The organism is Mycolicibacterium mageritense, assembly GCF_010727475.1.
Classification (GTDB): Bacteria; Actinomycetota; Actinomycetes; order Mycobacteriales; family Mycobacteriaceae; genus Mycobacterium; species Mycobacterium mageritense.
Genome location: NZ_AP022567.1, coordinates 1,969,976 through 1,994,961, shown reverse-complemented (window position 1 = coordinate 1,994,961; position 24,986 = coordinate 1,969,976). Strand labels below are relative to the sequence as shown.

At 67.2% G+C, this 24,986-nt stretch carries 28 protein-coding genes; 12 read left to right on the top strand and 16 right to left on the bottom strand.

Annotated features, from left to right (window positions below; translation table 11 throughout):
* Positions 1 to 6 precede the first annotated feature (6 nt).
* Together G6N67_RS09570 and G6N67_RS09565 are read left to right on the top strand one after the other, a co-directional pair.
* Positions 7 to 2,109, top strand: coding sequence for a catalase (locus tag G6N67_RS09570; RefSeq protein WP_036432620.1), 2,103 nt, complete (start codon positions 7 to 9; stop codon positions 2,107 to 2,109).
* 38 nt (positions 2,110 to 2,147) lie between these two features.
* Positions 2,148 to 2,474, top strand: a complete 327-nt coding sequence (locus G6N67_RS09565) for a hypothetical protein (protein WP_036432622.1) — start codon at positions 2,148 to 2,150, stop codon at positions 2,472 to 2,474.
* Here the strand turns inward: G6N67_RS09565 and G6N67_RS09560 are convergent, their stop codons facing one another.
* Genes G6N67_RS09560 through G6N67_RS09515 form a run of 10 tightly spaced genes read right to left on the bottom strand, consistent with a single transcriptional unit; the run spans position 2,475 to position 10,255 of the window.
* Complete coding sequence (locus tag G6N67_RS09560; protein WP_036432625.1) at positions 2,475 to 3,242, bottom strand: GntR family transcriptional regulator; 768 nt, start codon at positions 3,240 to 3,242, stop codon at positions 2,475 to 2,477.
* Between the two features lie 50 nt (positions 3,243 to 3,292).
* A complete protein-coding gene (fabG, locus tag G6N67_RS09555; protein WP_036432627.1) occupies positions 3,293 to 4,072 on the bottom strand; it encodes a 3-oxoacyl-ACP reductase FabG in 780 nt (259 codons plus the stop codon).
* A gap of 22 nt (positions 4,073 to 4,094) precedes the next feature.
* Positions 4,095 to 5,081 (bottom strand): phosphotransferase enzyme family protein, encoded by a 987-nt coding sequence (locus G6N67_RS09550; protein WP_036432629.1) that lies wholly within the window; start codon positions 5,079 to 5,081, stop codon positions 4,095 to 4,097.
* Positions 5,082 to 5,753: a microcompartment protein gene (locus G6N67_RS09545; protein WP_036432631.1), complete on the bottom strand. Its 672-nt coding sequence runs from the start codon at positions 5,751 to 5,753 to the stop codon at positions 5,082 to 5,084.
* Positions 5,754 to 5,755: 2 nt separating this feature from the next.
* On the bottom strand, positions 5,756 to 6,037 hold the full coding sequence (locus G6N67_RS09540) for a BMC domain-containing protein (RefSeq protein ID WP_029373255.1): 282 nt from the start codon (positions 6,035 to 6,037) through the stop codon (positions 5,756 to 5,758).
* Positions 6,038 to 6,049: 12 nt separating this feature from the next.
* Positions 6,050 to 6,301, bottom strand: a complete 252-nt coding sequence (locus G6N67_RS09535) for a EutN/CcmL family microcompartment protein (protein ID WP_036432634.1) — start codon at positions 6,299 to 6,301, stop codon at positions 6,050 to 6,052.
* A gap of 25 nt (positions 6,302 to 6,326) precedes the next feature.
* On the bottom strand, positions 6,327 to 6,830 hold the full coding sequence (locus G6N67_RS09530) for a hypothetical protein (RefSeq protein WP_036432635.1): 504 nt from the start codon (positions 6,828 to 6,830) through the stop codon (positions 6,327 to 6,329).
* Positions 6,827 to 7,426, bottom strand: coding sequence for a BMC domain-containing protein (locus G6N67_RS09525; RefSeq protein WP_036432637.1), 600 nt, complete (start codon positions 7,424 to 7,426; stop codon positions 6,827 to 6,829). The genes G6N67_RS09530 and G6N67_RS09525 overlap by 4 nt, the downstream gene beginning before the upstream one ends.
* A gap of 4 nt (positions 7,427 to 7,430) precedes the next feature.
* Positions 7,431 to 8,978: an aldehyde dehydrogenase family protein gene (locus tag G6N67_RS09520; RefSeq protein WP_036432638.1), complete on the bottom strand. Its 1,548-nt coding sequence runs from the start codon at positions 8,976 to 8,978 to the stop codon at positions 7,431 to 7,433.
* The gene (locus G6N67_RS09515) at positions 8,975 to 10,255 is read right to left on the bottom strand and encodes a class-III pyridoxal-phosphate-dependent aminotransferase (RefSeq protein ID WP_036432641.1); all 1,281 of its coding nucleotides are present in this window, start codon (positions 10,253 to 10,255) and stop codon (positions 8,975 to 8,977) included. Before G6N67_RS09515 ends, G6N67_RS09520 begins: the two co-directional genes overlap by 4 nt.
* Before the next feature lie 186 nt (positions 10,256 to 10,441).
* Here G6N67_RS09515 and G6N67_RS09510 point away from each other — a divergent pair, with 186 nt between their 5' ends.
* Together G6N67_RS09510 and G6N67_RS09505 are read left to right on the top strand one after the other, a co-directional pair.
* On the top strand, positions 10,442 to 11,977 hold the full coding sequence (locus G6N67_RS09510; RefSeq protein WP_036432643.1) for an APC family permease: 1,536 nt from the start codon (positions 10,442 to 10,444) through the stop codon (positions 11,975 to 11,977).
* 15 nt (positions 11,978 to 11,992) lie between these two features.
* A complete protein-coding gene (locus tag G6N67_RS09505) occupies positions 11,993 to 12,235 on the top strand; it encodes a hypothetical protein (RefSeq protein ID WP_036432645.1) in 243 nt (80 codons plus the stop codon).
* Here the strand turns inward: G6N67_RS09505 and G6N67_RS09500 are convergent.
* Entirely contained in the window at positions 12,219 to 13,130 is a 912-nt protein-coding gene (locus G6N67_RS09500; protein WP_036432647.1) for an alpha/beta hydrolase, read from the bottom strand. The two genes, G6N67_RS09505 and G6N67_RS09500, sit on opposite strands and share 17 nt — an antisense overlap.
* Positions 13,131 to 13,351: 221 nt before the next feature.
* On the opposite strand from G6N67_RS09500, the gene G6N67_RS09495 reads away from it, so the two are divergent.
* Together G6N67_RS09495 and G6N67_RS09490 are read left to right on the top strand one after the other, a co-directional pair.
* Positions 13,352 to 14,689, top strand: a complete 1,338-nt coding sequence (locus G6N67_RS09495; RefSeq protein ID WP_036432650.1) for an ArgE/DapE family deacylase — start codon at positions 13,352 to 13,354, stop codon at positions 14,687 to 14,689.
* Positions 14,690 to 14,719: 30 nt separating this feature from the next.
* Positions 14,720 to 15,493 (top strand): SDR family NAD(P)-dependent oxidoreductase, encoded by a 774-nt coding sequence (locus tag G6N67_RS09490; protein ID WP_036432652.1) that lies wholly within the window; start codon positions 14,720 to 14,722, stop codon positions 15,491 to 15,493.
* Here the strand turns inward: G6N67_RS09490 and G6N67_RS09485 are convergent.
* The 3 genes from G6N67_RS09485 to G6N67_RS09475 all read right to left on the bottom strand — a co-directional run bounded on the left by G6N67_RS09485 (position 15,490) and on the right by G6N67_RS09475 (position 17,791).
* On the bottom strand, positions 15,490 to 16,482 hold the full coding sequence (locus G6N67_RS09485) for a helix-turn-helix transcriptional regulator (protein WP_081812519.1): 993 nt from the start codon (positions 16,480 to 16,482) through the stop codon (positions 15,490 to 15,492). The genes G6N67_RS09490 and G6N67_RS09485 overlap by 4 nt on opposite strands.
* Positions 16,483 to 16,557: 75 nt before the next feature.
* Positions 16,558 to 17,205, bottom strand: coding sequence for a GntR family transcriptional regulator (locus tag G6N67_RS09480; RefSeq protein WP_051578916.1), 648 nt, complete (start codon positions 17,203 to 17,205; stop codon positions 16,558 to 16,560).
* A 70-nt stretch (positions 17,206 to 17,275) separates the two neighbouring features.
* Positions 17,276 to 17,791: an HD family phosphohydrolase gene (locus G6N67_RS09475; RefSeq protein ID WP_036432653.1), complete on the bottom strand. Its 516-nt coding sequence runs from the start codon at positions 17,789 to 17,791 to the stop codon at positions 17,276 to 17,278.
* A 109-nt stretch (positions 17,792 to 17,900) separates the two neighbouring features.
* Here G6N67_RS09475 and G6N67_RS09470 point away from each other — a divergent pair, with 109 nt between their 5' ends.
* From G6N67_RS09470 to G6N67_RS09445, 6 genes are read left to right on the top strand one after another with little or no spacing between them, the layout of a single operon-like run.
* Positions 17,901 to 19,016: a TIGR03364 family FAD-dependent oxidoreductase gene (locus G6N67_RS09470; RefSeq protein ID WP_036432655.1), complete on the top strand. Its 1,116-nt coding sequence runs from the start codon at positions 17,901 to 17,903 to the stop codon at positions 19,014 to 19,016.
* 14 nt (positions 19,017 to 19,030) lie between these two features.
* Positions 19,031 to 19,714 (top strand): phosphonatase-like hydrolase, encoded by a 684-nt coding sequence (locus G6N67_RS09465; RefSeq protein WP_036432657.1) that lies wholly within the window; start codon positions 19,031 to 19,033, stop codon positions 19,712 to 19,714.
* 16 nt (positions 19,715 to 19,730) lie between these two features.
* On the top strand, positions 19,731 to 20,777 hold the full coding sequence (locus tag G6N67_RS09460; RefSeq protein WP_036432659.1) for a 2-aminoethylphosphonate ABC transporter substrate-binding protein: 1,047 nt from the start codon (positions 19,731 to 19,733) through the stop codon (positions 20,775 to 20,777).
* A 1-nt stretch (position 20,778) separates the two neighbouring features.
* Positions 20,779 to 21,951 carry an ABC transporter ATP-binding protein gene (locus G6N67_RS09455; RefSeq protein ID WP_036432662.1) on the top strand — a complete coding sequence of 391 codons (1,173 nt, stop codon included), beginning with the start codon at positions 20,779 to 20,781 and terminating at the stop codon, positions 21,949 to 21,951.
* Positions 21,948 to 22,841, top strand: coding sequence for a 2-aminoethylphosphonate ABC transporter permease subunit (locus tag G6N67_RS09450; RefSeq protein ID WP_036432664.1), 894 nt, complete (start codon positions 21,948 to 21,950; stop codon positions 22,839 to 22,841). The genes G6N67_RS09455 and G6N67_RS09450 overlap by 4 nt, the downstream gene beginning before the upstream one ends.
* Positions 22,816 to 23,613 (top strand): ABC transporter permease, encoded by a 798-nt coding sequence (locus tag G6N67_RS09445; protein WP_036432666.1) that lies wholly within the window; start codon positions 22,816 to 22,818, stop codon positions 23,611 to 23,613. Before G6N67_RS09450 ends, G6N67_RS09445 begins: the two co-directional genes overlap by 26 nt.
* Positions 23,614 to 23,707: 94 nt before the next feature.
* Here G6N67_RS09445 and G6N67_RS09440 read toward each other — a convergent pair whose 3' ends face one another.
* Both G6N67_RS09440 and G6N67_RS09435 read right to left on the bottom strand, forming a co-directional pair.
* Positions 23,708 to 24,058, bottom strand: coding sequence for an HNH endonuclease (locus G6N67_RS09440; RefSeq protein WP_036432669.1), 351 nt, complete (start codon positions 24,056 to 24,058; stop codon positions 23,708 to 23,710).
* 59 nt (positions 24,059 to 24,117) lie between these two features.
* Positions 24,118 to 24,972 carry an SDR family oxidoreductase gene (locus G6N67_RS09435; protein WP_036432671.1) on the bottom strand — a complete coding sequence of 285 codons (855 nt, stop codon included), beginning with the start codon at positions 24,970 to 24,972 and terminating at the stop codon, positions 24,118 to 24,120.
* Between the last annotated feature and the right edge of the window lie 14 nt (positions 24,973 to 24,986).

The following is a 24,986-nucleotide window of genomic DNA, read 5'->3' as shown; positions in this document are numbered from 1 at the left end:
GACACTGTGGACGACGAAGCAAATCCCAAGCAACAGCAACTCGATGACGTCCGGGTCGACGCAGCCACCGGATACCTGACCACGCAGCAGGGCGTCCGGGTCGACCACACCGACGACGCGCTGTCCGCGGGTGACCGCGGACCCACCCTCTTGGAAGATTTCCACGCCCGGGAAAAGATCACGCACTTCGACCATGAGCGGATCCCGGAGCGCGTGGTCCATGCTCGCGGCGCGGGCGCCTACGGCTACTTCGAGCCATACGACAGCTGGCTGGCGGAGTACACCGCCGCCAAGTTCCTCACCACGCCGGGCACCCAGACGCCGGTGTTCGTGCGATTCTCGACCGTGGCCGGCTCGCGTGGATCGGCCGACACAGTGCGCGACGTGCGTGGCTTCGCAACCAAGTTCTATACCGCACAAGGCAATTACGATCTGGTCGGCAACAACTTCCCGGTGTTCTTCATCCAGGACGGCATCAAGTTCCCCGACTTCGTGCACGCGGTCAAACCCGAGCCGCACAACGAGATCCCGCAAGCCGCGTCGGCCCACGACACCTTGTGGGATTTCGTGGGCCTGCAGCCCGAAACCCTGCACACCATCATGTGGTTGATGTCGGATCGGGCGTTGCCCCGCAGTTACCGCATGATGCAGGGGTTCGGTGTGCACACCTTCCGGCTGGTGAACGCTTCTGGCGAAGGAACTTTCGTGAAGTTCCACTGGAAGCCGCGCCTCGGAGTGCATTCCCTGCTCTGGGAGGAGTGCCAGACGATCGCAGGCAAGGATCCCGACTTCAACCGCCGAGATCTCTGGGACAGCATCGAATCCGGGCAGTATCCGGAATGGGAACTCGGCGTGCAGTTGGTGCCCGAGTCCGACGAGTTCGCCTACCCCTTCGATCTGCTCGACGCCACCAAGATCATTCCCGAGGAGACGGTTCCCGTGCGGCCGGTCGGGCGGATGGTGCTCAACCGCAACCCGGACAACTTCTTCGCCGAAACCGAACAGGTCGCGTTCCACACGGCCAACGTGGTGCCCGGAATCGATTTCACCAACGATCCGCTGCTGCAGTTCCGCAACTTCTCGTATCTGGACACCCAGCTGATCAGGTTGGGCGGGCCGAACTTCGCGCAGCTGGCGGTGAACCGTCCGGTGGCCGAGGTGCACAACAACCAGCGCGACGGCTATGGCCAGCAGACCATTCCCAAAGGCAAGACCAGCTATTTCAAGAACAGCCTCGGCGGGGGTTGTCCCGCGCTGGCCGACGAGGACGTCTTTCGGCACTACACGCAACGCATCGACGGTCAGGCCATGCGGCAGCGCGCGGAGAGCTTCAAGGATCACTACAGCCAGGCGCGCCTGTTCTGGAAGAGCATGTCCGAGGTGGAAGCCCGCCACATCGTCGCGGCGTTCGCATTCGAGCTCGGAAAGGTCGACGCCACGGCCGGTATCCGCGAGCGGGTGGTCGAACAACTCAACATCGTGGACAACGACCTTGCCGCCCGGGTCGCGGCCAAGCTCGGCCTGCCGGCCCCCGCCGAGGTGCCGGTCGAGCTCGATCTCCCTGCGTCACCGGCGTTGTCGCAACTCAACACGGCCACCGACACCATCGAGTCGCGCAAGATCGCGCTGCTTGCCGACAACGGGGTCGACGTCGCGGCGGTAGAACAGTTCGTCGCGGCGATGCGCGACCGCGGTGCGATCGTCGAGGTGCTGGCGCCCATCGGAGGCGGTACGTTGCGCGGAGCCGATGGCGGCGAGCTTCCGGTCGACCGGGGCATGACGACGATGTCGTCGGTTCTCTACGACGCGGTGGTCGTGCCCGGCGGCACCGAGTCGGTGCAGAGCCTTGCCGCCGACGGTTACGCGGTGCACTTCGTCACGGAGGCCTACAAACACCTCAAACCGGTTGCGGCGCAAGGTGGCGGCCGCGAATTGTTGCGTGCCGCCGGGGTGTTCGAGCGGCTGTCCGACAGCGCCGAGGTGGCTGCCGAGCGTGGCGTGGTGACCACCGCAGCCGAGGAGCTGCCCGCCGAGTTCATCGAGTCCTTCGTGGCGGCGCTGGCGCAGCATCGCGTGTGGGACCGCGAGACCGACGCGGTCCCGGCCTGACGTGTTTTCGACCGTCTTCCCTGGGGCATTCAACGAAGATGACCGAGAGCAGCAACGACGAAACCGGCCCGTCGGACACGTTGCCGCCGAGTGAGGCGACGGATTCCGACGAGGTAGCCAATGTCGACGGCGACGAGGTCGTGGATCCGCCCGAGGACTGGCAGGCGGCCGACGAGCCGCCAGGGCCGTCGGAATCACTCGACCGCAAGCTCGATGCGGAAGAACCCGACGTGACCAGCGACGAGCCGCCGCGGCGCGACGTCGACGAGAGGGTGGCCGAAGCCGAGGATGTGGAAGTCGTGCACCCCGACGACACCCGGGACGAGCCCGACGACGGTGACTCGCTGTTCCCCGTCGTACGGTGATCAGCCCGCCTGCCGCTGCAAGGTGACCGATGCGGTGTTGGTGTCGGACTGCGCGGCGATGCCGCGGCCCTGCGCGGTGACCGCGAGCGCGGTGCGGTCACCGCGGAACAGGTCGCGGGAGAACTCGCACGGCGACCCGTCCTGGTCGTAGGCGACGCGGGTGATCATCAGCAGCGCGGATTTCGGCTTGATGCCGAGCAGGGTTGCCTCGTTGCTGGTGGCGGTGACTGCCTCGATCCGCTCGTCGGCACGCATGGTCTCCAGCCCGTATTTGGACTGCAGAACCTCGTACAGCGAGCCGCCGAGCTGTTGTTCGAGCAGTCCGGGGAACCGTTCGGCCGGGAACTGCGCGTGTTCGAGCGAGATGGGGGAGCCGTCGGCCAGTCGGACCCGGTGGATCTCCACCACATAGTCGCCCGGCCCGAGCCGCAGCGCGGTCTGGGTGGCCTGGTCCGGTGTGGTGATGCGGGTCGACAAGACCCGGGTGCCTGCGACATAGCCCTGATTGGCCAGAAACGCGGGCACCCCGACGACATCGGAGAGGTTGCGCTCGACCTGGCCGTGGCTGATGAAGATGCCGCCGGAACGGCCGATCACCCGATGGACCAGGCCGGCCTCCTCCAACGCCGACAGCACCTGGCGGAGGCTGGACCGGCTGGTTCCGTAGCGTTCGGCAAGATCGCGTTCGCTGCCAAGCTTGGCACCCGGAGCGCCCGCGTTGATGTCGGCGACGATCCGCCGCCTCAACTCTTCGCTCTGCGCCGCCATCCGGTCCCCCTCACCGCTTATTGGTCCAGCCAATTCTAGCCGGACCGGATTCACAGTTCGGCGATAGCCAAATGAGATTCCGGAAGGATCTGTCCACCGTCCACCACCAGGGACTGGCCGGTGATGTAGGCGGCCTCGTCGGTCGCGAAGAACAGCGCGGCGTTGCCGATGTCGGCAACCGAACCGAGCCGGCCGGCCGGCACCGCCGACGACATTTGGTCGAGGTATTCCTGGCCCATTTCTTCGAGGCCCTCGGTGATGATGTTGCCGGGCAGAACCGCGTTGATGGTGATCTTCTTGGGCGCGAGTTCCATTGCGGCAGTACGCAAGAAGCCGAGCTGAGCCGCCTTGCTGGCGCCGTAGTGCGACCATCCCGGGTAACCCGTGATCGGCCCGGTGATCGAGGACGTGATCACGACGCGGCCGTGTCCACTCTCGGTCAGCGCGTCGAGAGCGGCCTGCACGATGAACACCGTGCCCTTGAAGTTGACCGCGAGCACCTGCTCGAGGTCGTCCGGCGTCAGATCCGCCAGCCGGCCCGAGGGGAAGATGCCGGCATTGGCACACACGATGTCCAGGCCGCCGTGCCGGGCGACCGCCTCGGCTACCGCGCGGCGGGAGTCTTCGGGGTTGGACACGTCGGCGCTCACGGCGCTGACCTTGCCGGGTGCGCCTGCCAGGGCCTCGACGGCCTGGTCCAGGTCGGCCTGATTGCGGCCGGTGATCACGACGTTGATACCGGCCCCGGCCAGGGTTGCGGCGATGCCGCGGCCGATGCCCTTGCTACCACCGGTGACGATGGCTGAGCGACCTGAGAGCGAGGTGAACATAGGTGTCCTTCTGGTTTGAGGGTTAGGTCAGGGAACGGCCGTTCGAACTGAGATAGCGGTCGGCCAGCGCGCAGCTGCCTGCGGCGTAGCTGATCGCCTTGGTGGCCGATTCCTTGGAGTGGCTGTGGCTGCCCATCCAGGCCAGCAGCAACAGCCGGCGTAGCAGCACGAACGAGGCCAGCATGTCCTCGTCCTCGGTGGGCAGCTCCCGGCGACTGCGGTAGCCGGACACCCAGGATTCCTGCCATTCGGGCAGCTTCGGGTCATCCTCGATGAAGGACACCGCGGTTCCGAAATCGTAGAAATACCAACCGAACCCGCAGTCGTCGAAATCGATGACGGTGATCCCCGAGCTCACCGGGTCGACCAGCAGGTTGGCCAGTCGCAGATCGGCGTGGATGAGACCGAACCGCTCCGGCCCGGTGCCGTATTCGACGAGGCGGCGGTGCAGCAGATCCTGCGCCCGCTCGAGAACCTGGCGTTCGGAGTCGCCGACACCTTCCGCGTCGAGCCAGCGGCCCCACCGGGGCTGGTCACCCAGGCTGTGCTCCCAATCCCACGAGAACCGGCCGAAACCTGCGGGCCGAGTCCAGCGTTGCGAATGTTCGTGCAGCGCAGCGGTGATCCGGCCCAGCAGATGAAAGTCGTCGAGCGTGAGCGCATTCTCGTCCGGCTCGGAACCCGCGACCATGTCGAAATGCACGATGTGCCGTGGATTTCCGTTGACCTCGACCGTGACCAGACGGCTGCCGTCCCGGGCAGGCAGCACCGTCGGGACCGTGACGTCACTGTCGGCCCGCAGCGCGGCCAGCCAGTCCAGTTCGGACTCGATCTCGTGCGGGCGGTGGTAGTTCTCCCGATGCACCCGCAGGATCGACTGGGTTCCGCGGTCTTCCACCAGATAGGTGGCGTTCTCCGACAGGTTCAGCAGCCGCAGGGTGGCCTCGGCGCTGATGTCGTACTGGTCCAGCGCCGCCCGGGCGACCGCAATATCGTCCACGACGACCATCTAGTGCTCCCTGCCGTCGATACCTGCCAGCACCTCCGTGATCCGGTCGCGCGCCACCGTGACGTCCTCGACGCTGCCACCGATGTACAGTCTTCCGGCTGCTCCGATCATCTGCACGTCGACCACCGTAAGCCCAGGCGCGGCCCGTTCGGCTTCGTTGGCCGCGACCGCCGCGAACAGAGCCGGCGTCATCTCGTAGACCAGCAGCGACTGCCCGGGCAGGATCATCGAAGCCTGCCGGTTGCGGTTGAGGATCACCGCGTGCTGATCGGTGATGTCTTCGATGATGTCGTGGTAGAGCACGCGCGGCCGGAGCTGGTCCTCCGGACGGTTGCCGGTGCCCGCGAGGATCGCCTCGCCGGCTCGCTGCACGTCGGACAGATTGGCCGAGTGGATCTCCAGAACCCCGAACTGCCGTTCCACGTACAGAATTCCCGGCTGGATGCCGGGAACCTCACGTAACGCCAGATCGATTACGCGCTCGATCGCCAAGGCGGGCGAAACCTCGACGATCAGGGCGTGCTCGCCTTCGTACGGCGGGTAGCCGCGGGCGCGGGTCGGGGTGCCGAGGTAGGCGGCGAACTGCCGTTGCAGATCCTCCACCAGCAGGTACACGCGGATCTGGGTTTTGATCCCCGTGCCTGCTTCGGTGTCCGTTTCGGTGGCCTGCATGGCTACTTGCTGGACACCGAGAAGTGGGCGCCGAGCTCGTTGTGCGGCCGCGGGATCACGTGCACGCTCACCAGCTCGCCGACCTGCGAGGCGGTTTCGGCGCCGGCCTCGGTGGCGGCCTTCACGGCACCGACCTCGCCCGTGACGATGACGGCCACCAGGCCGTCGCCGACCTGCTGACGGTCGGTGATGGTGACGTTGGCGGCTTTCACCATGGCGTCGGCGGCGGCCAGCGCAGCCACGAAGCCCTTGGTCTCGATCAGTCCGATTGCGTTGCTGGACATGGGTGTTTCTCCTTATTTGTTGGGGTTGGAATCGATGGATCCGATGATGAGTGCGTCGACCGGGGGCGGGGTTCCGGTGAACCAGCTCGCGGCGACCGAACCCTGCGCGATGAGGACGTGCTCACCGACTCCGCTGCCGAGCACGTCGAACGCGATCATCCGGGATCCGGTGCCGTCGATCTCGACTTCGAGGAAGGCGCCGGCCGGAATGCCTTCGATGCGCCTGCTCGACCACACGTTGCCGGTCACAGTCGCTGAAATCATTTGCGCTCCTTCGTCGCTCTGGCGATCATCTGCGCTCCTTCTGAATCGTGACCCCGAGGGCCCGGGCCTTCTCCCGGGCCAGCGGCGTGAGCACCGCCCGGCGGCCGAGCACCAGGGTGCCGCCTGCCATGTCGGCGATGTGCCGTTCGGTGACCGCGCCACTGTCGATGCGGTGGATGGCGCCGGCGCCGCGCGGTCCGGCACCACCGGCCAGCCGGAAGCTGAGCCTGCCGGCCTTGAGATCAGCGCGGTTCTTGGGGTTCTCGAACAGCCGCAGCAGCTTTCGCACGAATCCGTCGAGGTCTGCGTCGCTGCCGAGCCGAACGGTCTCGACCCGGGACTTCTCGTTGGCGGCAAGCGGGCCGGTGGGGGTGAGGCCCATCTGGTCGGCGATGCTGGATGCCGGAGCCGGGGGCGAAGGGACAGCCACCGGCTCCGGAGTCTGGGGTGCGGCCGGTCGCAGACCGGAAACCGCTTCGCGCACAACCTCTCGGACCAGGGCGCGCAACTCGTTACGGTCGACGTTCATGCTCGCGCCAACGCATCCCTTGCGGCGTCGGCGGCCTGGCGGACGTCGGCCTCGGCGCCCGACAGGTACACCCGACCGGTCGCACCGATCATCCGGAAGTCGACGACCTTGATGTCGGCGGCCTTCTCGGCCTCGTTGGTGGCCAGGATCGCGTACGACGCGGGCTGGACCTCGAGGACGAACAGCGATTCGCCGGGCAGCACCATCGACCCGATCTTGTTGCGGTTGATCAGGAACGCGTGCTGGTGGTCGACGCTGGAGATGATGCGTGACGCCAGCACGTTGGGCCGCACGGCCGCGCTGTCGTCGCCGCCCAGCGAATCGAGGGCCGCGTCGGCCGCGGCCTTGACCGCGCCGGTCTCGCCGTGGAACTCCAGGTAGCCGAATTGCCGTTCGACCACCAGGATTCCGGCCTTGACCTCGGCGTGCTTGAGAGCGACGTCGGTGACGCCCTCGATGTCGAGACCGGGGGCTACCTCGATGATCTGGGCCGCCTGATTGGCCCGGGGCAGGGCCCCCTTGATCCAGGTGCCCAGATACGACATGGTCTGCGGTTGCAGCCGGTCGATGAAGATGAACGAACGCAGTTCAGCCACAGCCCTACCTCTTGATCAGTTGTGCGAGTTCTTCGACGACCAGTGCGCGCAGTTCGGCCCGCAGCGCGTCCAGTCCCGGATCGGACGACCGGCTGACGGCTGGGTACGAGCGGCGCGGCGCAACCGGGACACCGTCACGGTCGTTGGACGCGCGGGGATACTCGGGCACCGGCGCGGCCGGTGAGCGCCATGGGTTGATGCCCGCGAAATTGCCCATGACCACGCCGGGTTCGCTGTTGTAGGCGACGCGGGCCCAGTTGATGAGGTTCTGCGGCTGCAGGTTCTCACCGATCGAGCTGCGCCCGACGAATCCCGTGCCGATGGTCATCGACGGTGCCAGGTTGGTGTCCAGCCCGGAGCTGCCGGTCGAGTTCCCGACGTTGACCGAGACCCGCAGCACGGGTACCTGAGCCGCGAAATCGGTGATCACGGCGGGGTTCTCGCTGTGGATGGCGGCGGAATGTCCCGCACCACCGATCCGCACCACCGCCCGGGCGGCCCGGATGCCACGCGCGGCGTCGGCCACGGTCGTCATGCCGAGCACCGGCGACAGTTTCTCGTGGGCCAGCATCTCTTCGGTGATCACGTCGCTGAACGGCGCGATGAGCACCCGCGTCTTGGGGGTCACCCGAAGCCCGGCCTGCCCCGCGATCCACGCGGCGTCGCGCCCGACCACGTCGGTATTGAGGTGTCCGTCGGTGAACATGTAGTCCCGCAACCGGCGGGCGCCGTCCTCGTCGAGGATGTGTGCACCCGCGCGGGTCAGGGCCGCACGCAGCTTGTCGGCGACGACTTCCTCCACGATGAGCACCGACTCATTGGTGCACAGCACCGAATTGTCGAAAGCCTTGCTGTCGACGATGCGCTTGGCCGCGGCATTGATGTCCGCACTGGCGTCGACGAACACCGGCACGTTGCCCGGGCCGACGCCGAGCGCCGGATTGCCCGACGAGTACGCGGCCCGGACGACGCCGGTGCCGCCCGTCGCGACGATGACGTCGGTGCGTTCGTCGGCCATCAGCGCCTGCACGAGCGGGATGGACGGCTCGTCGACCACCTGCACGATGCCGTCCGGTGCGCCCGCGGCGACGGCGGCCTCGGCCAGCACGCGGGCCGCGTCGGCCGAGCACCGCTTGGCCCGCGGGTGTGGCGCGACCACAACGGCGTTGCGCGTCATGAGTGCCAAGATCACCTTGAAGTACACCGTGGCAACGGGATTGGTGGTCGGGGTCAGGGCCAGCACGACGCCTGCGGGCCGCGGCAGCTCCACGATCTTGCGGGCTTCATCGATCCGCGGGGAGACATAGTCTTCTCCGCGATAGAAGTCGACGATGCCGCGTGAGCAGGCGCGGTTCTTGGTCACCTTGTCGGCCGCGACGCCCATGCCGGTCTCGGCGACCGCCTCGGTGGCGAACCGTTCGGCCTCGGCGTAGCCGGCCTCGGCAACGGCGTTGACGATTGTGGTCACCGCGGATGCGTCGTAGTCGGCGTATGCCGCCGCGGCCCAGCGGGCGCGCTCGAGCATGTGACCGGCCTGTGCGGTATTGGTCATGACGCTTTACGTCCTCTCACGACGGTCTCGGCCCTGGACACCGCGACAGCGAGGCGGTCCAGGACGTCCTCGCACAGCTCACGCGAGAGCAGAAGACCCGGTTTGAACTGCAGCACACGGGGATCCAGCGTCGAGAAGATCGCCCACACCCCGTTCTCGTAGAGCTCTCGCATGACGAACTTGGCGCCTTCGGGATGGTCGAACTCGAGCCCGATCACCACGCCGTTCTGCCGGATGCCGACGAACCAGTCGGGATGGTCGGCCTGGATCCGGCGCAGCCCGTGATCGAAGAGGTCCGCGATGTAGTGCACCATCGAGCGCACCTCGGGACGCGTGCAGATCTCCAGCGTCTTGAGGGCGGCCACGCAGCCCAGCTCGGCGCCGCCGAACGTGGAGATGTGGCCGAAGCCGTCCTCGTCGAGCCACTGCGCGGCCCGATCGCTGAGCAGCGCAGCGGTGATCGGGTACATGCCGCCGGACAGGCCCTTACCGGTGACGAGGATGTCGGGCTCGATGCCGTGTTTGGTGATGCACCACAGTTCACCCGTGCGCATCAGGCCGGTCTGCACCTCGTCGGCGATGTAGAGCGTTCCGTGCTTCTCGGTGAGAGCCTTGACGGCTTCGAGGTAACCCGGTGCGGGAAGCGGGAACCCGTACGTGGCCGGAATGGTCTCCATGATCACCGCGGCGACGTCGCCTGGGGCCAGCACCCGTTCCATCGCTTCGAGGTCGTTGAACGGCACCTGCAGGAACTCGTCGGGCTGGTCGGCCAGGAAGAACTTGGCGAATCGGTCGTCCCCGGTGGCCACGGCCAGGCCCGTGTGGCCGTGGTAGGCCTTGACGATCGAGACGATCTTTCGGCGCTTGGTGGCGTGCCGGGCGCTCTTGAGGGCGATGTCGATGGCCTCACCGCCTCCGGACCCGTATGCCACCTTCTTGATCGACGCCGGCGCGGTCTCGACGAGGCGCTGTGCGAGGGCGGTGCGTGCCACCGAAGGGAAGTGGTGGTTTCCGACGTCGAAGTGCTGCATTCCTTCGGTAATCGCCTGCATCACTTCGGGATTGCGGTGACCGATGTTGTAGGTGCCACCGTTGAGATGCAGGTCGATCAGGCGGCGTCCGCTCATGTCCCACAGGAAATATCCCTCGCGGCGGTCGATCACCAGATCGACACCGGTGTCCGTCCAGAATTGCGTCTTGTCTGGATTCCAGAACGTTTTCGCCCGGTCAAGCACCTCGGCCTTGGACTCGAACGTGAACGTGCCGTAGTCGTACATGCGGCTCCCTCTTGAGCTACCCGGTAGCTGTGATGGCCCTCACCGTAAACGGTTGCAACCATTTCTGTCAATGGTTGCGGTTGCCCCTTGCCAATGGCTTTTGGTAGTGCCAATATACGTAGCGTTCGTGATGTGGCCCAGGCCACAGCCGGACCCCTACTGTAAGCCCGGAAGGTACACCAGTACATGACCGAACAAGCTGTCGCTGGTAGCGAAAACACAGCTCATGACGTACAGCGACTAAAACGAAACGCCGTCGGCACCATCGGCGTCATCTTCATGGCGGTCGCAACGGCCGCGCCGATCACGGCAATGGTCGGCAATGTTCCCATCGCTGTCGGCTTTGGAAATGGTTCGCACGCTCCGGCCGGTTACATCGTGGCCACGGTCGTGCTGGGTCTGTTTGCCGTCGGCTACGCCACGATGGCCAAGCACATCACCGCGACCGGGGCCTTCTACGGCTACATCTCGCACGGTCTGGGCCGCATCGTCGGCATGGCCAGCGGCGCCCTGATCACCATGGCGTATGTGGTGTTCGAGGCTTCGCTGATCGGCATCTTCTCGTTCTTCTTCCAGAACCTGCTGTCCTCACAGCTGGGCATCCACATCCACTGGATCATCCCGGCCCTGCTCATGCTGACCGCCAATGCGATCCTGACGTACTTCGACGTCAACCTCACGGCCAAGGTGCTCGGGGTGTTCCTGGTGACCGAGATCGTGATGCTGGCGCTCGGTGCGCTGGCGGTGCTGTTCAAGGGCGGCGGACCGGACGGCTTCGCGGTGGCCGAGACGCTCAACCCGTTGGGTGCGTTCTCGCCTGCGGCCGGAATCGCCGGTGCCAGTGCAGGTCTGGGCCTGTTCTTCGCATTCTGGTCGTGGGTCGGATTCGAATCCACCGCGATGTACGGCGAGGAATCCCGCGATCCCAAGCGCATCATCCCGCGGGCGACCATGCTCAGCGTGATCGGCGTCGGCCTGTTCTACGTCTTCGTGTCCTGGATGGCGATCGCAGGGACCGGCCCGCAGCATTCAGTCGAACTCGCGCAGGACGCCTCGACGTCCTCGGAGATCTTCTTCGGCCCGGTGCGCAACACCTATGGCGAGTGGGCCATCACGGTTTTCAACATCCTGCTGGTGACCGGCTCGTTCGCGTGCGGCATGGCCTTCCATAACTGTGCCTCGCGGTACCTCTATGCACTGGGCCGCGAAGGGCTGTCCAAGGGGCTGCAGAAGACCCTGGGCGCAACGCATCCCACACACGGCTCGCCGCACATCGCATCGTTCGTGCAGAGCGGTATCACGTTGGTGATCATCTTGGCGTTCCTGTTCGCCGGCATGGATCCGTACGTGCACATGTACACGCTGCTGGCCATCCTCGGCACCATGGCGATCCTGATCGTGCAGTCGCTCTGCGCGTTCTCGGTGATCAGCTACTTCCACATCCGCAAGAACCACCCGGTGTCCAAGCACTGGTTCAAGACCCTGATCGCTCCCGGTCTCGGCGGTATCGGCATGCTCTACGTGGTCTACCTGCTGTGGGAGCACAAAGACGCGGCTGCGGGTACTGCATCGGGCACGCTGCTGTTCACGCTGACCCCGTGGATCGTGGTGGGGCTGTTCATCTTCGGTGCGGCCTTGGCGACCTACTTCAAGCTGCGGGATCCACGCCGATATGAGCTGATCGGCCGGATCGTGTACGAAGACACCGTCGAACGCGACTGAAAGGCCGCGCGGGCGATGGACTCGTTCGATCGTCTCATCCTGCAGTTCGTCCTCGCGTGGGCGCCGTACGGTGGCCCACGCGAGGACGATGTCTGGTTGCAGTTCGGCATGACGGCCGAGCAGCTGGCCGTCCGGTTCGCCGGCATCGTCGCCGACCTGGTGCCGCGCGTCCGCGCCCTGCCGTCGCCGGACCGCAGCCTCTTGGAACGGGCCTGTGTGCAGCTGCGCAGGCAGCGTGCACTCAGTGCTCGGGGCTGAAAGCCTTTCGCAGCGTGGCGATCTGGCTGGCGAAGAACGACCGTGCCACTGCGGTCTTGGGCGCGAGCTGATCGAATCCGTGAAACGCCCCGTCGACGATCTCCACGTCGCACGGCACCCCGGCGGCGCGCAGGCGCTCGGCGTAAGCGACATCCTCGTCATGGAACAGGTCGAGGGTTCCGACGCCCACCCAAGCGGGTGGCAGGCCCGACAGATCTTCCCGGCGGGCCGGGACCGCGGCGGCAGGGTCGGCGTCGCGCAGGTAGGCCGACCAGCCGAACCGGTTGCTGCCCTGCGTCCACAACCGGTGGCCCGCGTCGTCGAGATGCTCACCGACGGAACGGTCGTCGAGCATGGGGTAGACGAGAATCTGGGCGGCAAGCGGTATTTCGCCGCGATCACGCGCCAGTAGGGCAAGCGCCGCGGTCAATCCGCCGCCCGCGCTCGCGCCGGCAACGGCGACCCGGGCCGGATCCACCGCGGGCAGCGCCGCGAGCCATTGCAGGGCCGCGTAGCAGTCTTCGAGCCCGGCTGGGTACGGATGCTGCGGGGCCAGGCGGTATTTCACCGCGGCGACTGTGGCGCCGAGTTCGGCGGCGAAGCGGCGGCACAGGGCGTCGTCCTGTGCGGGGCTGCCGAGTACGTAGCCACCGCCGTGGATCCACAGCAGCGCGGGCGTGGGTTCGGTGACGCCGCTGGGACGGAAGAGCCGTACCCCGGAGCCCGACGTCAGGGTCAGCACCTCCACGTCCTTGGGTGCGCGCCGGTTCTGCCAGCTGGTCAGACGCTGCAACAGCGGCAGCGAGCGGCTTGTCACGAGCTCGCGCGGGATGAACCGGGCCAGCCGTGCCAGATCGGGATGGAACGCAGGCCTGCCGTCTGTGGTCGCAGTCACAACAACTGTTCTACCGCGCGCACGACTCCGTCGAACGCGCGCATCCGTCAACTGACGGATGGCGGTGCCCTGACCGGGCCGCTGAATTCGGTATCGCGCCCGATGCCCAACGTGACCGCCGTCACCTAGATTTGGCGCATCCGCGCAGGTGAGCCCTCGTTCTCAGATGGGCCCGGCGGCATTCTCACGCTACGTTCCGCGCGCCAAGTGAAGGAGAAACGATGACCAGTACGAGCACCGACACGCACACCAGGGCCATGACGGCCGTGGACGCGCTCGCCGACGAGATGATCTCCACGCTGTCGGAAGTGATCGCGGTTCCCAGCGTCAACCCAAAATATCCCGGGCAGGTGTACGACGACGTGGTCGGCTTGGAAGGCCGAGTGTCGTCGATGATGGCGGAGGTGTACGTCGACGCGGGTGCCGACGTCGAGACGTGGGCCGTCGAACCCGGGCGGGACAACGCCGTCGGCACCATAAAGGGCAGCGGCGGCGGGAGGTCGCTGATCTTCAACGGCCACGTCGACGTCGTCCCGCCGGGAAACCCGGACCGGTGGACTGCCGACCCGTTCTCCGGGCGCATCGATGACGACCGAGTGTGGGGCCGCGGTGCCAGCGACATGAAGGCGGGGCTCGTGGCGCAGGCGTTCGCCGTCAAAGCGCTTCGCCGGGCCGGTATTTCGCTGCGGGGCGACCTCATCATCCAGGCAGTCGTCGGTGAGGAGGTCATGGACCATGAATGTGGTGTCAGCTCGACGGTCGAGCACGGTTACCGCGCCGACGCGGCCGTGGTCGCCGAGCCGAGCGGCCCGACCAATCTCGGCGTCATCCCGGTCACACCCGGGCTCCTGTGGTTCTCGGTCACAGTGCGCGGCAAGGCCACGCACTCGTCGATGCGCGGGCAGACGATCCGCGCCGGTGGCGGTGGCTCAGCCGTCGGGGTCAACGCCATCGACAAAGGCATGTTGGTCTTCGAGGCGATGCGGAGACTGGAGGACGAGTGGGCGTTCACCAAGAAACACCCGCTGTTCGCGCCCGGGCATTTCACCATCCATCCCGGTGTCGTTCAGGGCGGCCCGCACGGTGTGCTCGTGCCGTTCATCCTCTCGGAGTACATGACGATCGAATACTGCATCTGGTATCCGCCGCAGGACGATCCCGAGGCTGTGAAAGCCGAGGTCGAAGCGCAGATCCAGGCGATCGCACAAACCGACGGCTGGCTGCGCGAGAACCCGCCCGCCGTGGAATGGAAGCTCAATTGGCCGGCCAACGACCCAGGCCCGGCTGCGGCCGACATCACCGCGGCGATCTCCGCCGCGCACGAACGAGTCGCCGGTGCGACGCCTTACCAGGGGCCGCCGACGGTCGCCGGTTTCTGCGCGGTGGAAGACAGCAGTTTCCTCACAGCCGCGGGGATTCCGTCGATCAGCTACGGACCGGGTGATCTGAGAGTGGCCCACGCCGACGACGAGTACTGCCTCATCGAAGAAGTCCGGATCGCCGCCCGCACCTACGCGTCACTGGCCCTGGACTGGTGCGGTGTTGCGGCCGGCGACTGAGATTTCCACGGGGAGAAGGGAAAAGACATCATGATCGATCTTGCGGGCAAGAAGGCCCTTGTCACCGGTGGCTCATCGGGTATCGGACGTGCGATCGCCGAGACGCTGGCAAGAGCGGGCGCTCACGTTTGCGTCGCCGACATCACCGAAGCGGCAAGGGAGGGCGGAGAACCGACGGCGGCCCGCATCGCCGCACACGGCGGTTCGGCGGAGTTCGTGACGTTGGACGTGACCGAATCCGCGCATGTCGCTGCAGTGTTCAGTGAGCTCGACGAGCGCCTCGGCGGCGTCGACATCCTGGTCAACAACGCCGGCGTGCTGCGAGAGGGCAGTGTCGCAGACACCGACGACGAGACATGGCGGGTTCAGTTCTCGGTGAATGTCGACGGCACGTTCCATTGCACTCGGGAGATGGTGCGGGCGTTGTTGCGAGCGCGCCGCCCCGGCAAGATCGTCAACATCAGCTCGATCAGCGGTTTCCGGGGCAATCCCGGGTTCGCGGCCTACTGCGCGAGCAAGGGGGCGATCGTGAACTTCACCCGCCAGGTCGCGCTCGACTATGCCGCGCAGGGCATCAACGTGAATGCGGTGGCGCCGGGGTTCGTCACCACCCAGATGACCGCTCTCTATGACCGAGCCACCCACGACGCGCTGGCCGGCCAAACCCCACGCGGCACATGGGCGTCACCGCAGGATGTGGCCAATGCCGTGCTGTTTCTCAGCTCGTCGCTGGCCGACCACATCTGTGGCGAGAACGTCCTGGTCGACGGAGGCTGGACCATTGGGACGCCGGTGAGCGTCTAGCCGGTGGGAGCCGCGGCCGGGACGATGCCCTCGGCCACGGCCTTGCCTGCCGCCGCGACGCGGGTGGCGCAGCCCAGTTTGGCCAAGATGTGTTCGACGTGAGTTGCCACGGTCCGCGGGCTCAACGTGAGCGCAGCGCCGATTCCGGGGTTGGCGAGGCCGCGGGCCAAAAGGGTGAGCACTTCGACTTCGCGCGGCGAAAGGCGATAGGGCGCAGGGGATTCTCTGACGGTCACGAGGGTGCCCGACATCAGTTTCGTGGTGCGGATCGCGTGACATCGGCCATCGGGGCACACCCAGGTGAACCGTTGCGGGACGTGTTCGGCTGGGCGCGAAGCCAGTTCGGCGGTCAGCGGCGAGCCGTCCGTCAGCCAGCGGTCCCGGCGAACACCGGCCACCGCGGCCAGACGGCCGTCGGTGGTCATCATCGCCGCTTCGTCTGCGTTGCCGAGCAGTTCGGTTACACCGTGGCCGGCGGGCGTCCGCATGGCATCGACGAGTGGTGCGATGACTCGCTGTAGCGCGGTCAACGTGTCGACAGCACTGTCGCTGATCGGCAGGGGCGCGTCGGAACTCAGGTGCAGCGCTCCGGTGTAACGGCCGTCCCTGGTGAACAGACAGCTGGTGACGCCTTCGTGGAAGCCACCGGGGATGAACACCTCGTGTGCGCTGAACATGCCCCGGTAATTCGGGACGTCACACCAGCGCAACGGGGTGGGGTTGCGAAACCGCATGGTGTGGAACGCCGGGTCGTCGGCGGCGAAGCCGGTGTTGAGGTATTCCAACACGGTCGATGGGTAGCCCCGCTGGGCGACGGTGACATGGCGGCCCTCGACAGGATCGAACATCGAAAGGGCAGCTGCCTCGAGCGGAATGTACTGTGCCAGCTGGTCGAGCACGGCAGTGGCGCATGCCGCGGCGGGCGCCGGCTCGGCGCAGATGCTGGCGATGTCGGCGACGAACTCCAATGGCGAAGGACGTGTACTCATCCGGCCTCCACGGTGTTCCACCCGACAGTGCCCTGGGCAAGGGTATCGCGGACGGTGCGCACCGTGGGTGGATGCTCACGTCAAGAGCGTCTCGAACGCCACCCGGTCGCCGCGGTACAACGCGCGGACCACCTCGATCGGCACCCCTTCGGTGTCCAGTGACCGCCGGTTGAGCAGCAGCATCGGCATTGCCGTCGTCGATTCGAGCAGCGCGGCTTCGCGCGGTGAGGCCAGCGCGGTCTCGATGCGTTCGGTGGCCGAGCCGAATTCGACGCCGCCGGCGCGGATCGCCGCATACAGCGACGTCACCGGATCGAACGTGGTCTTCAGCCCACCGAACCGCGCCGAGGGCAGGTAGGTGCTCTCCAGGCCGATGCGCTGATCGTCGGCCAGCAGCACGCGTTCCAGATGCATGACGGCGTCACCGATCGAAACATCAAGGGCTGAAGCCAGTTCCGTGGTGGCACCAATGGTCTCCCACGTCACCAGCAGTCGGCCAGGCGTGCGGCCCATCGCCACCGCGCCTTCTGTGTAGGACTTCAGGCTCAGCGGCTGCGTGAGCTTGGGGCGCGACACCACGGTCCCGCGGCCGCGTCGCTCTATGCGCCCGGCCACCAGCAGTTCGTGCAGCGCTTGGCGGACGGTCTCGCGGGCCACGCCGAAGCGCACCGCGAGTTCGCGCTCGGCGGGCACCGGATCGCCCTCGGCGAGGTCGGCCAGCATGGCGTCCAGCGCGGTGCGGATCAGATACGGTTTCGGCAGCGGTTTGGCGCCGGGCTCGGCGGATGCCACGTTAATGCCCTTGCCGCGCAACCCGTTCAGCGACAGCGAGCACGTCGCCGACCGTGGCGCCGGTGGCCTGCGGATCTTTCGCGGCATCGTCGTAGCGGCGCAGCCGCAGGGCATCCGGCCACCACGGGTGGTCCACGAACTCGGGGTCGACCGCGGGCCCGCCCTGCCTGCGCAGCGACTCCTCTGAGACCTCCGAGAGCGCGTAGGCCGGATCGGTCGCGGCCAGATAGCGCTTGGCTGCCACGTGCGCGCCGGCCAGCCAGCCCACCCGGTCACCGAAGCGCGGCGTGAGCCAGTCCCGCGCCACCTCGTCGTGCCGGTGAGTTCCCGGCCCGCCGATCAACGGGCTGTGCGCCAGGTCGTGGAGGGCCGCGGCGAGTATCAGCTCGTCGTCGGCGCCGTCCTCACGGGCCCGGGCCGCCGATTGCAGTGCGTGATCCAACTCGTCGACCGCTTCCTCGTCCCATACCCCGCGCAGCGACCGCAACAAGCGTTCGACGTCTTCCACCTCATGCATGCCGACAGCGTACCTCCGTTTGGTCTATACCATTTCTTAACCTGATGTTCGGCGCAGCAACACCCGCAGGTCGGGAGGCCTTCGCGATCGGTCGACAAGGTCGAGCATCATGCGGGTGACGATTGTCGGTGGCGGAATCCTGGGCACCTCGCATGCCGTCGAAGCCGTCCGGCGCGGGCACCACGTCGTGCAGCTGGAACGCGAACTCGAGGCACGTGGTGCCACCGTGCGGAACTTCGGCCTGGTGTGGGTTTCGGGCCGGTCGACGGCCGAACTCGATGCCGCGCTGCGGTCCCGCGAGCTGTGGGAGAAGCTCGGGGCCGACGTCCCCGGCGTCGGCTTCCGCGCGGCCGGATCGATCACACTGCTGCGCACGCCAGGCGAACTCGCGGTGGCCGAAGAAGCGGCGGCCCGCGCCGACGCGGGGCACCGTGGGTTCACACTGCTGGAACCTGATCAGGTCCGCGAGCTCAACCCGGCGCTGCGGGGGCGCTTCGTCGGCGGCCTGCACTGCGCGCTCGACGCCGCCGTGGAATCCCGCCAGGCGTTGCCTGCGATCCGCGAGTACCTCGCCGCCACCGGTAGGTACCAGTTCGTCGCGGGCGCAGAGGCCCGCTCGGTGGAGAACCGCACGGTGCGCGACGATCACGGCAACCGCTACGAGGCAGACCTGGTGCTCGTGTGCGCCGGTGCGGCCCACGGCGGGCTCGTGCGCGACCTGGCCGGTGAACTGCCCGTGCGCCGCGTACGGCTGCAGATGATGCAGACCGAACCGCTCGACGAACCGCTGACCACCGCGATCGCCGACGCCGACAGCTTCCGCTACTACCCGGGCTTCGCAGGCCCCGCGCTGGAGACGTTGCGCAGCAACGAATCTCAGCACCCGGTCGCCGAGCGAGAGCACATGCAGCTGCTTTGCGTGCAACGCCTGCACGGCGGCCTGACCATCGGCGACACCCACGAGTACGACGAACCGTTCGGATTCGACGTCCACGAGGCCCCGTACGCGTACCTGGTCGACGTGGTCGAGGAATTCCTCGGCCGCGCGCTGCCCCCGGTGCGGCAACGGTGGGCCGGCGTCTACAGCCAGTGTCTCGACCCGCACCAACTCGTGTGCCGGGCCCAGCCCGAGGACGACGTCTGGGTGGTCACCGGACCCGGCGGCCGCGGCATGACCCTGGGGCCCGCCATCGCCGAGCAGACCGCCGATCTCATCGCCCTGTAGAACAAGGAAAAACCATGCGGAAACCCAAGATTCAACTCGCGGTCATCGACATGGCCGGCACCACGGTCGCCGACGACGGGCTGGTGGTCAGCGCATTCGATGCGGCCGCGACCGCTGCGGGCCTGCCCGAGGATGGCCCCGACCGAGAGCAGGCCCGCCAGTACGTGCTCGACACCATGGGGCAGTCCAAGATCGTGGTGTTCCGGGCCCTGTTCGGCACCGAGGAACTGGCGCAACGGGCCAACACCGAGTTCGAGCGCGCTTACGCCGACCTGATCGCCAACGGCCAGGCCGCACCGATCGACGGTGCGGCCGATTCGATCACCGAACTGCGCGACGCGGGCATCAGGGTCGCGCTGACCACCGGGTTCAGCGGGGCAACGCAGGACAAGCTGCTGGCGGCGCTGGGCTGGCACGGCCTGGCAGATCTGGTGCTGGCTCCCGGCGACGGGGTTCGGGGCAGGCCCTACCCCGATCTGATCCTGGCCGCGCTGATCCGGTTGCAGGCCGACGGTGTGGCCAACGTCGCCGCACTTGGCGATACCACCAGCGACGTCGAAAGTGCCCGGCGCGCCGGGGTTGCCATCGCCGCCGGAACACTCACCGGAGCGCACGACGAGGAGCAACTCCGCGGCGCCGGTGCCACCCACGTCGTCGGCTCCATCACCGACTTCGCCGATCTTCTGCTACATGGCTGAACAGAGAAGGGAACCCATGAAACCCCGTAAATTCCTGCGTACCACCGCGATCGTGGTCACCGCGCTGACCACGGCCCTGACTGCGGCGTGCGGTGGCACCGGGTCGACCGGTTCCGCCGGCGCGAACACCATCACGGTGTACAGCGCAGACGGCCTGGGCTCGTGGTACAAGACCACGTTCGACAAGTTCACGCAGGACACCGGAATCGCGGTCAATCTGGTCGAGGCAGGTTCGGGCGAGGTGGTCTCCCGTGTCGAGAAGGAGCAGTCCAACCCGCAGGCCGATCTGCTGGTGACGCTGCCGCCGTTCATCCAGAAGGCCGACGAGTCAGGCCTTTTGGTGGCCAGCGGCGCCGATACCGCCGGGATTGCCGAGGGTCAGGTCGGCCCGGACGGGCGTTACATCCCGATCGTCGACAATGCGTTGAGTTTCATCGCCAACCCGAGCGCGCAACCGGCCCCGGCCAGCTGGGACGACCTTCTCGACCCGCGGTTCAAGGGCAAGCTGCAGTACTCGACGCCCGGGCAGGCCGGTGACGGCACAGCGGTGCTGGTGCTGCTGCAGCACCTGCGGGGCAAGGACGGTGCGCTGGAATACCTGACGAAGTTGCAGGCCAACAATGTCGGGCCGTCGTCGTCGACCGGCAAGCTGCAACCCAAGGTGAGCAACGGCGAGCTGTTGGTGGCCAACGGCGACGTGCAGATGAACCTGGGCTCCATCAAGGATGACGGATCCAAGTTCACGATCTTCATCCCGGCCCACGACGGCAAGCGGACCACGGTGTCGCTGCCCTACGTCGCGGGTGTGACCAAGGGCGCACCGCACGCCGACGACGCCAAGAAGCTGTTGACCTACCTGCTGTCCGAGGATGTGCAGAAGACCGTGGCGTCCGACGCGTTGGGCATCCCGGTGCGCGAGAACCTGGTGTCTTCCGCTGAGCCGCAACCGAACACACCGGCCGGTGTGCTCAACGGGGTCGAGCTGTGGGCGCCCGATTGGAACGCGGTGTTGGCCGATCTCGACGCCGACGTCGCGGCCTATCAGAAGGCCACCGGTAACTGACATGACCGAGATCGGAGTGGGTCGGGCACAACCGGCCACTGCGTCGAAGCGGGACGAAAAGCAGGAATCTCAGACACCGGCGATCACGTTCGACCGCGTCGGGGTGTCCTACGGACGCGGCAAGCGCGTGACCCAGGCTCTGGTGGACTTCAACCTGCGGGTGGCCGCAGGTGAAACCGTTGCGCTGCTGGGGCCCAGCGGCTCGGGCAAGTCCACGGCGCTCAATGCGCTCGCCGGTTTCGTGCGGCCGACGTCGGGCACCGTCCGGCTGGCGGGCCGCGACATCACGGACCTGCCGCCGGCCAAGCGCGGCATCGGTGTGGTGTTGCAGTCATACGCGTTGTTCCCGCACATGCGGGTCGCCGACAACGTGGCGTTCGGGCTCAAGGCGCAGCGCGTCCCCCGGTCCGAGATCGGATCCCGCGTTACCGAGGCGCTCGACATGGTCGGCATGGCCGCGTTTGGAAAGCGCCTGCCCCGTGAGCTTTCCGGTGGCCAACAGCAGCGCGTCGCGATCGCGCGGGCCCTGGCGATCCGGCCCAAGGTGCTGCTCCTCGATGAGCCGCTCGCCGCGCTCGACGCCCAGCTGCGGCAGTCGATGCTGGCGGAGCTGCAGCAGCTCAAGGAGTCACTGCCCGACACCGCGATGCTCTACGTCACCCACGACCAGGCCGAGGCGCTGGCGTTGGCCGACCGCATCGTCGTGATGAACAACGCCAGGCTCATGGACGTCGACACCGCCGAGAACCTGTGGAAGCGGCCGCCGACCAGCTTCACCGCGGCGTTCCTGGGCGGCGCCAACCTGATCCCGTGCACGGTCGGCCGGGTGATCGGCACCTCGGCACTCGTGACGGTCGCCAACAAGACGGTCAGCGCCGAGGCCCCGCAACCCGCGGTCGGCAAGATCGACTGGGCGCCGGGCTCCGACGCGCTGTTGTGCATCCGCCCGCACGCCGTGCAGGTGGTGTCGCTGGGCAACCGGGATGCCATGCGCGCCAATGTCAACGCGGCCGTGTGGCGGGGTGCGACCACGCGCCTGGTGGTCTCGGTCAACGGTCTGCCCGATCAGCTCGTCGAGGTCGACGTGCCCGGCCACGCACAATTCGAGGTCGGCAGCGAGGTCGGCATCCGCATCCCCGAGCCGGCCGGAGTCCTTGTGCAGGCGCCGCGGTGACCGCGCTGCTGGAACAGCCGGTCGGCGACGCGCCCGCTCGCCCGGCACCGCCACGGTCGCGGGCCGCGCTCTGGGTTCTGCCGCCCCTCCTGCTGGTCGTGCTGATTGCGCTGTACCCGCTGCTTCGGGTGTTCGGGGAATCCGCCGACACCGACACGTGGGCCGAGGTGCTCGGTTCGGAAGCCTTCCGGGATGCGCTGTGGCGCACCGTCGCCATCGCGGCAACCTCGACGGTCGGCTGCCTGATCCTCGGCACGTTCCTGGCCATCGTGCTCGCGTTTGTGCCGTTCCCGGGTTCGCACGTGGTCGGCCGGCTGATCGACACCGTGCTGTCGCTGCCGTCGTTCCTCATCACGCTGGCCTTCACGTTCCTGTACGGCACGGCAGGCGCGGTCAACGCCGCGATCATGAGCATCACCGGTGGTGACTCGCCGGTGCTCAACTTCCTCTATACGCCGGCCGGGGTGATCGCCGCCGAGATCACGTTCTTCACGCCGTTCGTGGTGCGGCCGCTGCTCGCGGCGTTCGCGTTGATGCCGCGCGCCCAGCTCGATGTGGCGGCCAGCCTCGGCGCATCGCCGCTGCGGGTGCTGCGTTCGGTGATCATGCCCGAAGCCTGGCCGGCCCTCATGGCAGGCGGCAGCCTGGTATTGCTGTTGACGCTCAACGAGTTCGGCATCGTCTTGTTCACCGGGGCCAAAGGCGTCATCACGCTGCCGGTGCTGATCTACACGCGCGGCATCGTCACGTTCGATCTGCCGGGCGCCGCGGTGATCGCGACCGTCCAGGTCGTGTTGTCGCTCGCGCTGTACGTCGCGTACCGAATGATCTTCGCGCGCATGATGTCCGGAAAGGAGTCCGCGGATGCTGTTGTGGGACCGGCGAAGTAAAGCCATCGTCCTTGCGGTGTTCGCCGCGGTGGTGCTGATCGTGTTCGTGGCGCCGCTGGGTACCGTGCTCCTGGCGGGGCTCGCGGGATCGTGGACGTCGGCGCTGCCGTCGAATCTCGGCCTCACGCATTTCGACGCGGCGCTCTCGGGCGAGAACCTGGCCAGCCTGTCGGTGAGCCTGCAGACCGCGTTCGTCGCGGGGGCCATCGCGCTGGTGCTCGGAACGTGGGCGGCCCTGGCGGCCCGCGAATGCCCGTCGTGGCTGAGAAAAGTCACCGACGCGGTGTTCCACTTGCCCATCGCCGTGCCGTCGGTGGCCATCGGCCTCGGGCTGCTCATCGCGTTCAACTCGCAGCCGCTGTTGCTCGGCGGCACCCGGTGGATGGTGATCCTCGCGCACACCGTGCTGGTGCTCGCGTTCGCGTTCAGTGCGGTGTCGGCGGCGCTGGACCGGCTCGACCCGGCCTACCGGCAGGCCGCGGAATCGCTGGGAGCCGGCCCGGTGCGGGTGCTGACCCGGGTGACGCTGCCGCTGCTGATGCCTGCGCTGGGGGCCGCGTCCGGTCTGGCCGTCGCACTGTCGATGGGTGAGCTCGGCGCGACCGTCATGGTGTACCCCGCGATGTGGAAAACCCTGCCCGTGACCATCTTCGGGCTGACTGACCGCGGCCAGGCGTTCCAGGCGGCGGCGTGTACGACGGTGCTGCTGCTCGTCACCCTGCTCGCGCTCATCGCGCTGGGCCGCATCCGGGGCCGCGCGGCGTTGCGTTGAGACTTGGCTGGCACCGCGAGCGTGCGTGTCTGCTGGCGCGACACGCAGCGAAGCGCAAGCTCGGGTGGGCATTTTGCGCACGTTCGCGGCGTCGTCAGGGTGCGGAAGCCACCAGCACAGCCCGGATTTCCACATAGCGCTCGAGGAAGCGACGCTCATCGAGTCGCTTGCGTCGCATCCAGCCGGTGACCTCGTCGTTGCACTTGCTGGCGTTGCACGACGCGCATGCGGGCACCACGTTGTCGATCGTGTAGCGGCCGCCTCGCGATATCGCCATCACGCAGTCGCGCTGCAGCGCAGTACCCGTCGCACCGCAGTACGCGCAGCCGTCCCACGCGTCCTTGATCGCGGCCCACTGCTCGTCGGTCAGATCGTTGACGACGCTGTCCATGCGGCGCTTGCGCTTGCGGGCGGCACGGGCCCTGCGGGTTCGACTGACCGCCATCAGACGAGGGTAAGCGCGGTGAGCGCGCCTGAGACGCGGGCGAACCGGCGTGTCGTTTGTCAAGTGCTCGGTTGCGGAAAGTGGCGACGTAGGGCCGCGGCGAGGATGCGGTCGAGTGTCCGGTCGCCGACGACGCGCACCAAGCGGGTGATCAAAGCTGCGTCGTGGCCGATCGTGTATCGCGTGCGCGGCTTGCGTGCAGTCACTGCCTTGGCGATCACGGTGGCCGCGTCGTCAGCAGACAGCCCCACCTTCGTGGATGCTGCGGCCTGCGCGGTCACGGCGTGGACCAGTCCGCCATAGCGCCCGGCTTGTTCGGACGTGAGCACGCGAGCGGTGCCGGCGCGGCTGAGCATTTCCGTTCGCACAGCGCCCGGTTCGACCACCACCACATCCACGCACAACGGGGCGAGTTCGCGTCGCAACGAATCGCTGACCGCCTCGAGCGCGAATTTGGTTCCCGCGTACGGGCCGTACGCAGCCATGGCGACCTTGCCGCCCACGGAACTGATGTTCACCACGCGACCCGAGCTGTCGATCAGCGCGGGCAGCAGCGCCTGGGTGACGGCAATCTGGCCGAAGAGGTTGACCTCGAACATGTTTCGCCACTCCTCGAGGGAAAAGGCCTCGACCGGCGCATTGGCTTGAATGGCCGCGTTGTTCACCAGCGCCCGCAGGGGCCGTGGGTCGTCGTGCAGCCGGGTGGTCAGCGCCTGGATGTGGTCCGACCGGGTGATGTCGATGATCACGGGTTCGATACCCGGCCCGCGGATCGCGTCGGCATCGTGGTCGCGTCGGACCCCGGCGAGGACGTGGAATCCGCGCCGGGCCAGTTCGCGTGCGGTCGCCGCGCCCATGCCGCTGGACGTACCGGTGACGACGACCAGTTCCCGCGTTTCAGATGACGCTGTCATCTGAGCAACGCTAC

Bases quoted from the DNA above. Each gene is read 5' to 3' on its own strand.
- G6N67_RS09565 (WP_036432622.1), top strand. From the start codon at position 2,148: ATGACCGAGAGCAGCAACGACGAAACCGGCCCGTCGGACACGTTGCCG.
- G6N67_RS09560 (WP_036432625.1), bottom strand. From the start codon at position 3,242: ATGGCGGCGCAGAGCGAAGAGTTGAGGCGGCGGATCGTCGCCGACATC.
- fabG (WP_036432627.1), bottom strand. From the start codon at position 4,072: ATGTTCACCTCGCTCTCAGGTCGCTCAGCCATCGTCACCGGTGGTAGC.
- G6N67_RS09550 (WP_036432629.1), bottom strand. From the start codon at position 5,081: ATGGTCGTCGTGGACGATATTGCGGTCGCCCGGGCGGCGCTGGACCAG.
- G6N67_RS09545 (WP_036432631.1), bottom strand. From the start codon at position 5,753: ATGCAGGCCACCGAAACGGACACCGAAGCAGGCACGGGGATCAAAACC.
- G6N67_RS09540 (WP_029373255.1), bottom strand. From the start codon at position 6,037: ATGTCCAGCAACGCAATCGGACTGATCGAGACCAAGGGCTTCGTGGCT.
- G6N67_RS09535 (WP_036432634.1), bottom strand. From the start codon at position 6,301: ATGATTTCAGCGACTGTGACCGGCAACGTGTGGTCGAGCAGGCGCATC.
- G6N67_RS09530 (WP_036432635.1), bottom strand. From the start codon at position 6,830: ATGAACGTCGACCGTAACGAGTTGCGCGCCCTGGTCCGAGAGGTTGTG.
- G6N67_RS09520 (WP_036432638.1), bottom strand. From the start codon at position 8,978: ATGACCAATACCGCACAGGCCGGTCACATGCTCGAGCGCGCCCGCTGG.
- G6N67_RS09515 (WP_036432641.1), bottom strand. From the start codon at position 10,255: ATGTACGACTACGGCACGTTCACGTTCGAGTCCAAGGCCGAGGTGCTT.
- G6N67_RS09510 (WP_036432643.1), top strand. From the start codon at position 10,442: ATGACCGAACAAGCTGTCGCTGGTAGCGAAAACACAGCTCATGACGTA.
- G6N67_RS09505 (WP_036432645.1), top strand. From the start codon at position 11,993: ATGGACTCGTTCGATCGTCTCATCCTGCAGTTCGTCCTCGCGTGGGCG.
- G6N67_RS09495 (WP_036432650.1), top strand. From the start codon at position 13,352: ATGACCAGTACGAGCACCGACACGCACACCAGGGCCATGACGGCCGTG.
- G6N67_RS09490 (WP_036432652.1), top strand. From the start codon at position 14,720: ATGATCGATCTTGCGGGCAAGAAGGCCCTTGTCACCGGTGGCTCATCG.
- G6N67_RS09485 (WP_081812519.1), bottom strand. From the start codon at position 16,482: ATGAGTACACGTCCTTCGCCATTGGAGTTCGTCGCCGACATCGCCAGC.
- G6N67_RS09480 (WP_051578916.1), bottom strand. From the start codon at position 17,205: ATGCTGGCCGACCTCGCCGAGGGCGATCCGGTGCCCGCCGAGCGCGAA.
- G6N67_RS09475 (WP_036432653.1), bottom strand. From the start codon at position 17,791: ATGCATGAGGTGGAAGACGTCGAACGCTTGTTGCGGTCGCTGCGCGGG.
- G6N67_RS09470 (WP_036432655.1), top strand. From the start codon at position 17,901: ATGCGGGTGACGATTGTCGGTGGCGGAATCCTGGGCACCTCGCATGCC.
- G6N67_RS09465 (WP_036432657.1), top strand. From the start codon at position 19,031: ATGCGGAAACCCAAGATTCAACTCGCGGTCATCGACATGGCCGGCACC.
- G6N67_RS09460 (WP_036432659.1), top strand. From the start codon at position 19,731: ATGAAACCCCGTAAATTCCTGCGTACCACCGCGATCGTGGTCACCGCG.
- G6N67_RS09455 (WP_036432662.1), top strand. From the start codon at position 20,779: ATGACCGAGATCGGAGTGGGTCGGGCACAACCGGCCACTGCGTCGAAG.
- G6N67_RS09445 (WP_036432666.1), top strand. From the start codon at position 22,816: ATGCTGTTGTGGGACCGGCGAAGTAAAGCCATCGTCCTTGCGGTGTTC.
- G6N67_RS09440 (WP_036432669.1), bottom strand. From the start codon at position 24,058: ATGGCGGTCAGTCGAACCCGCAGGGCCCGTGCCGCCCGCAAGCGCAAG.
- G6N67_RS09435 (WP_036432671.1), bottom strand. From the start codon at position 24,972: ATGACAGCGTCATCTGAAACGCGGGAACTGGTCGTCGTCACCGGTACG.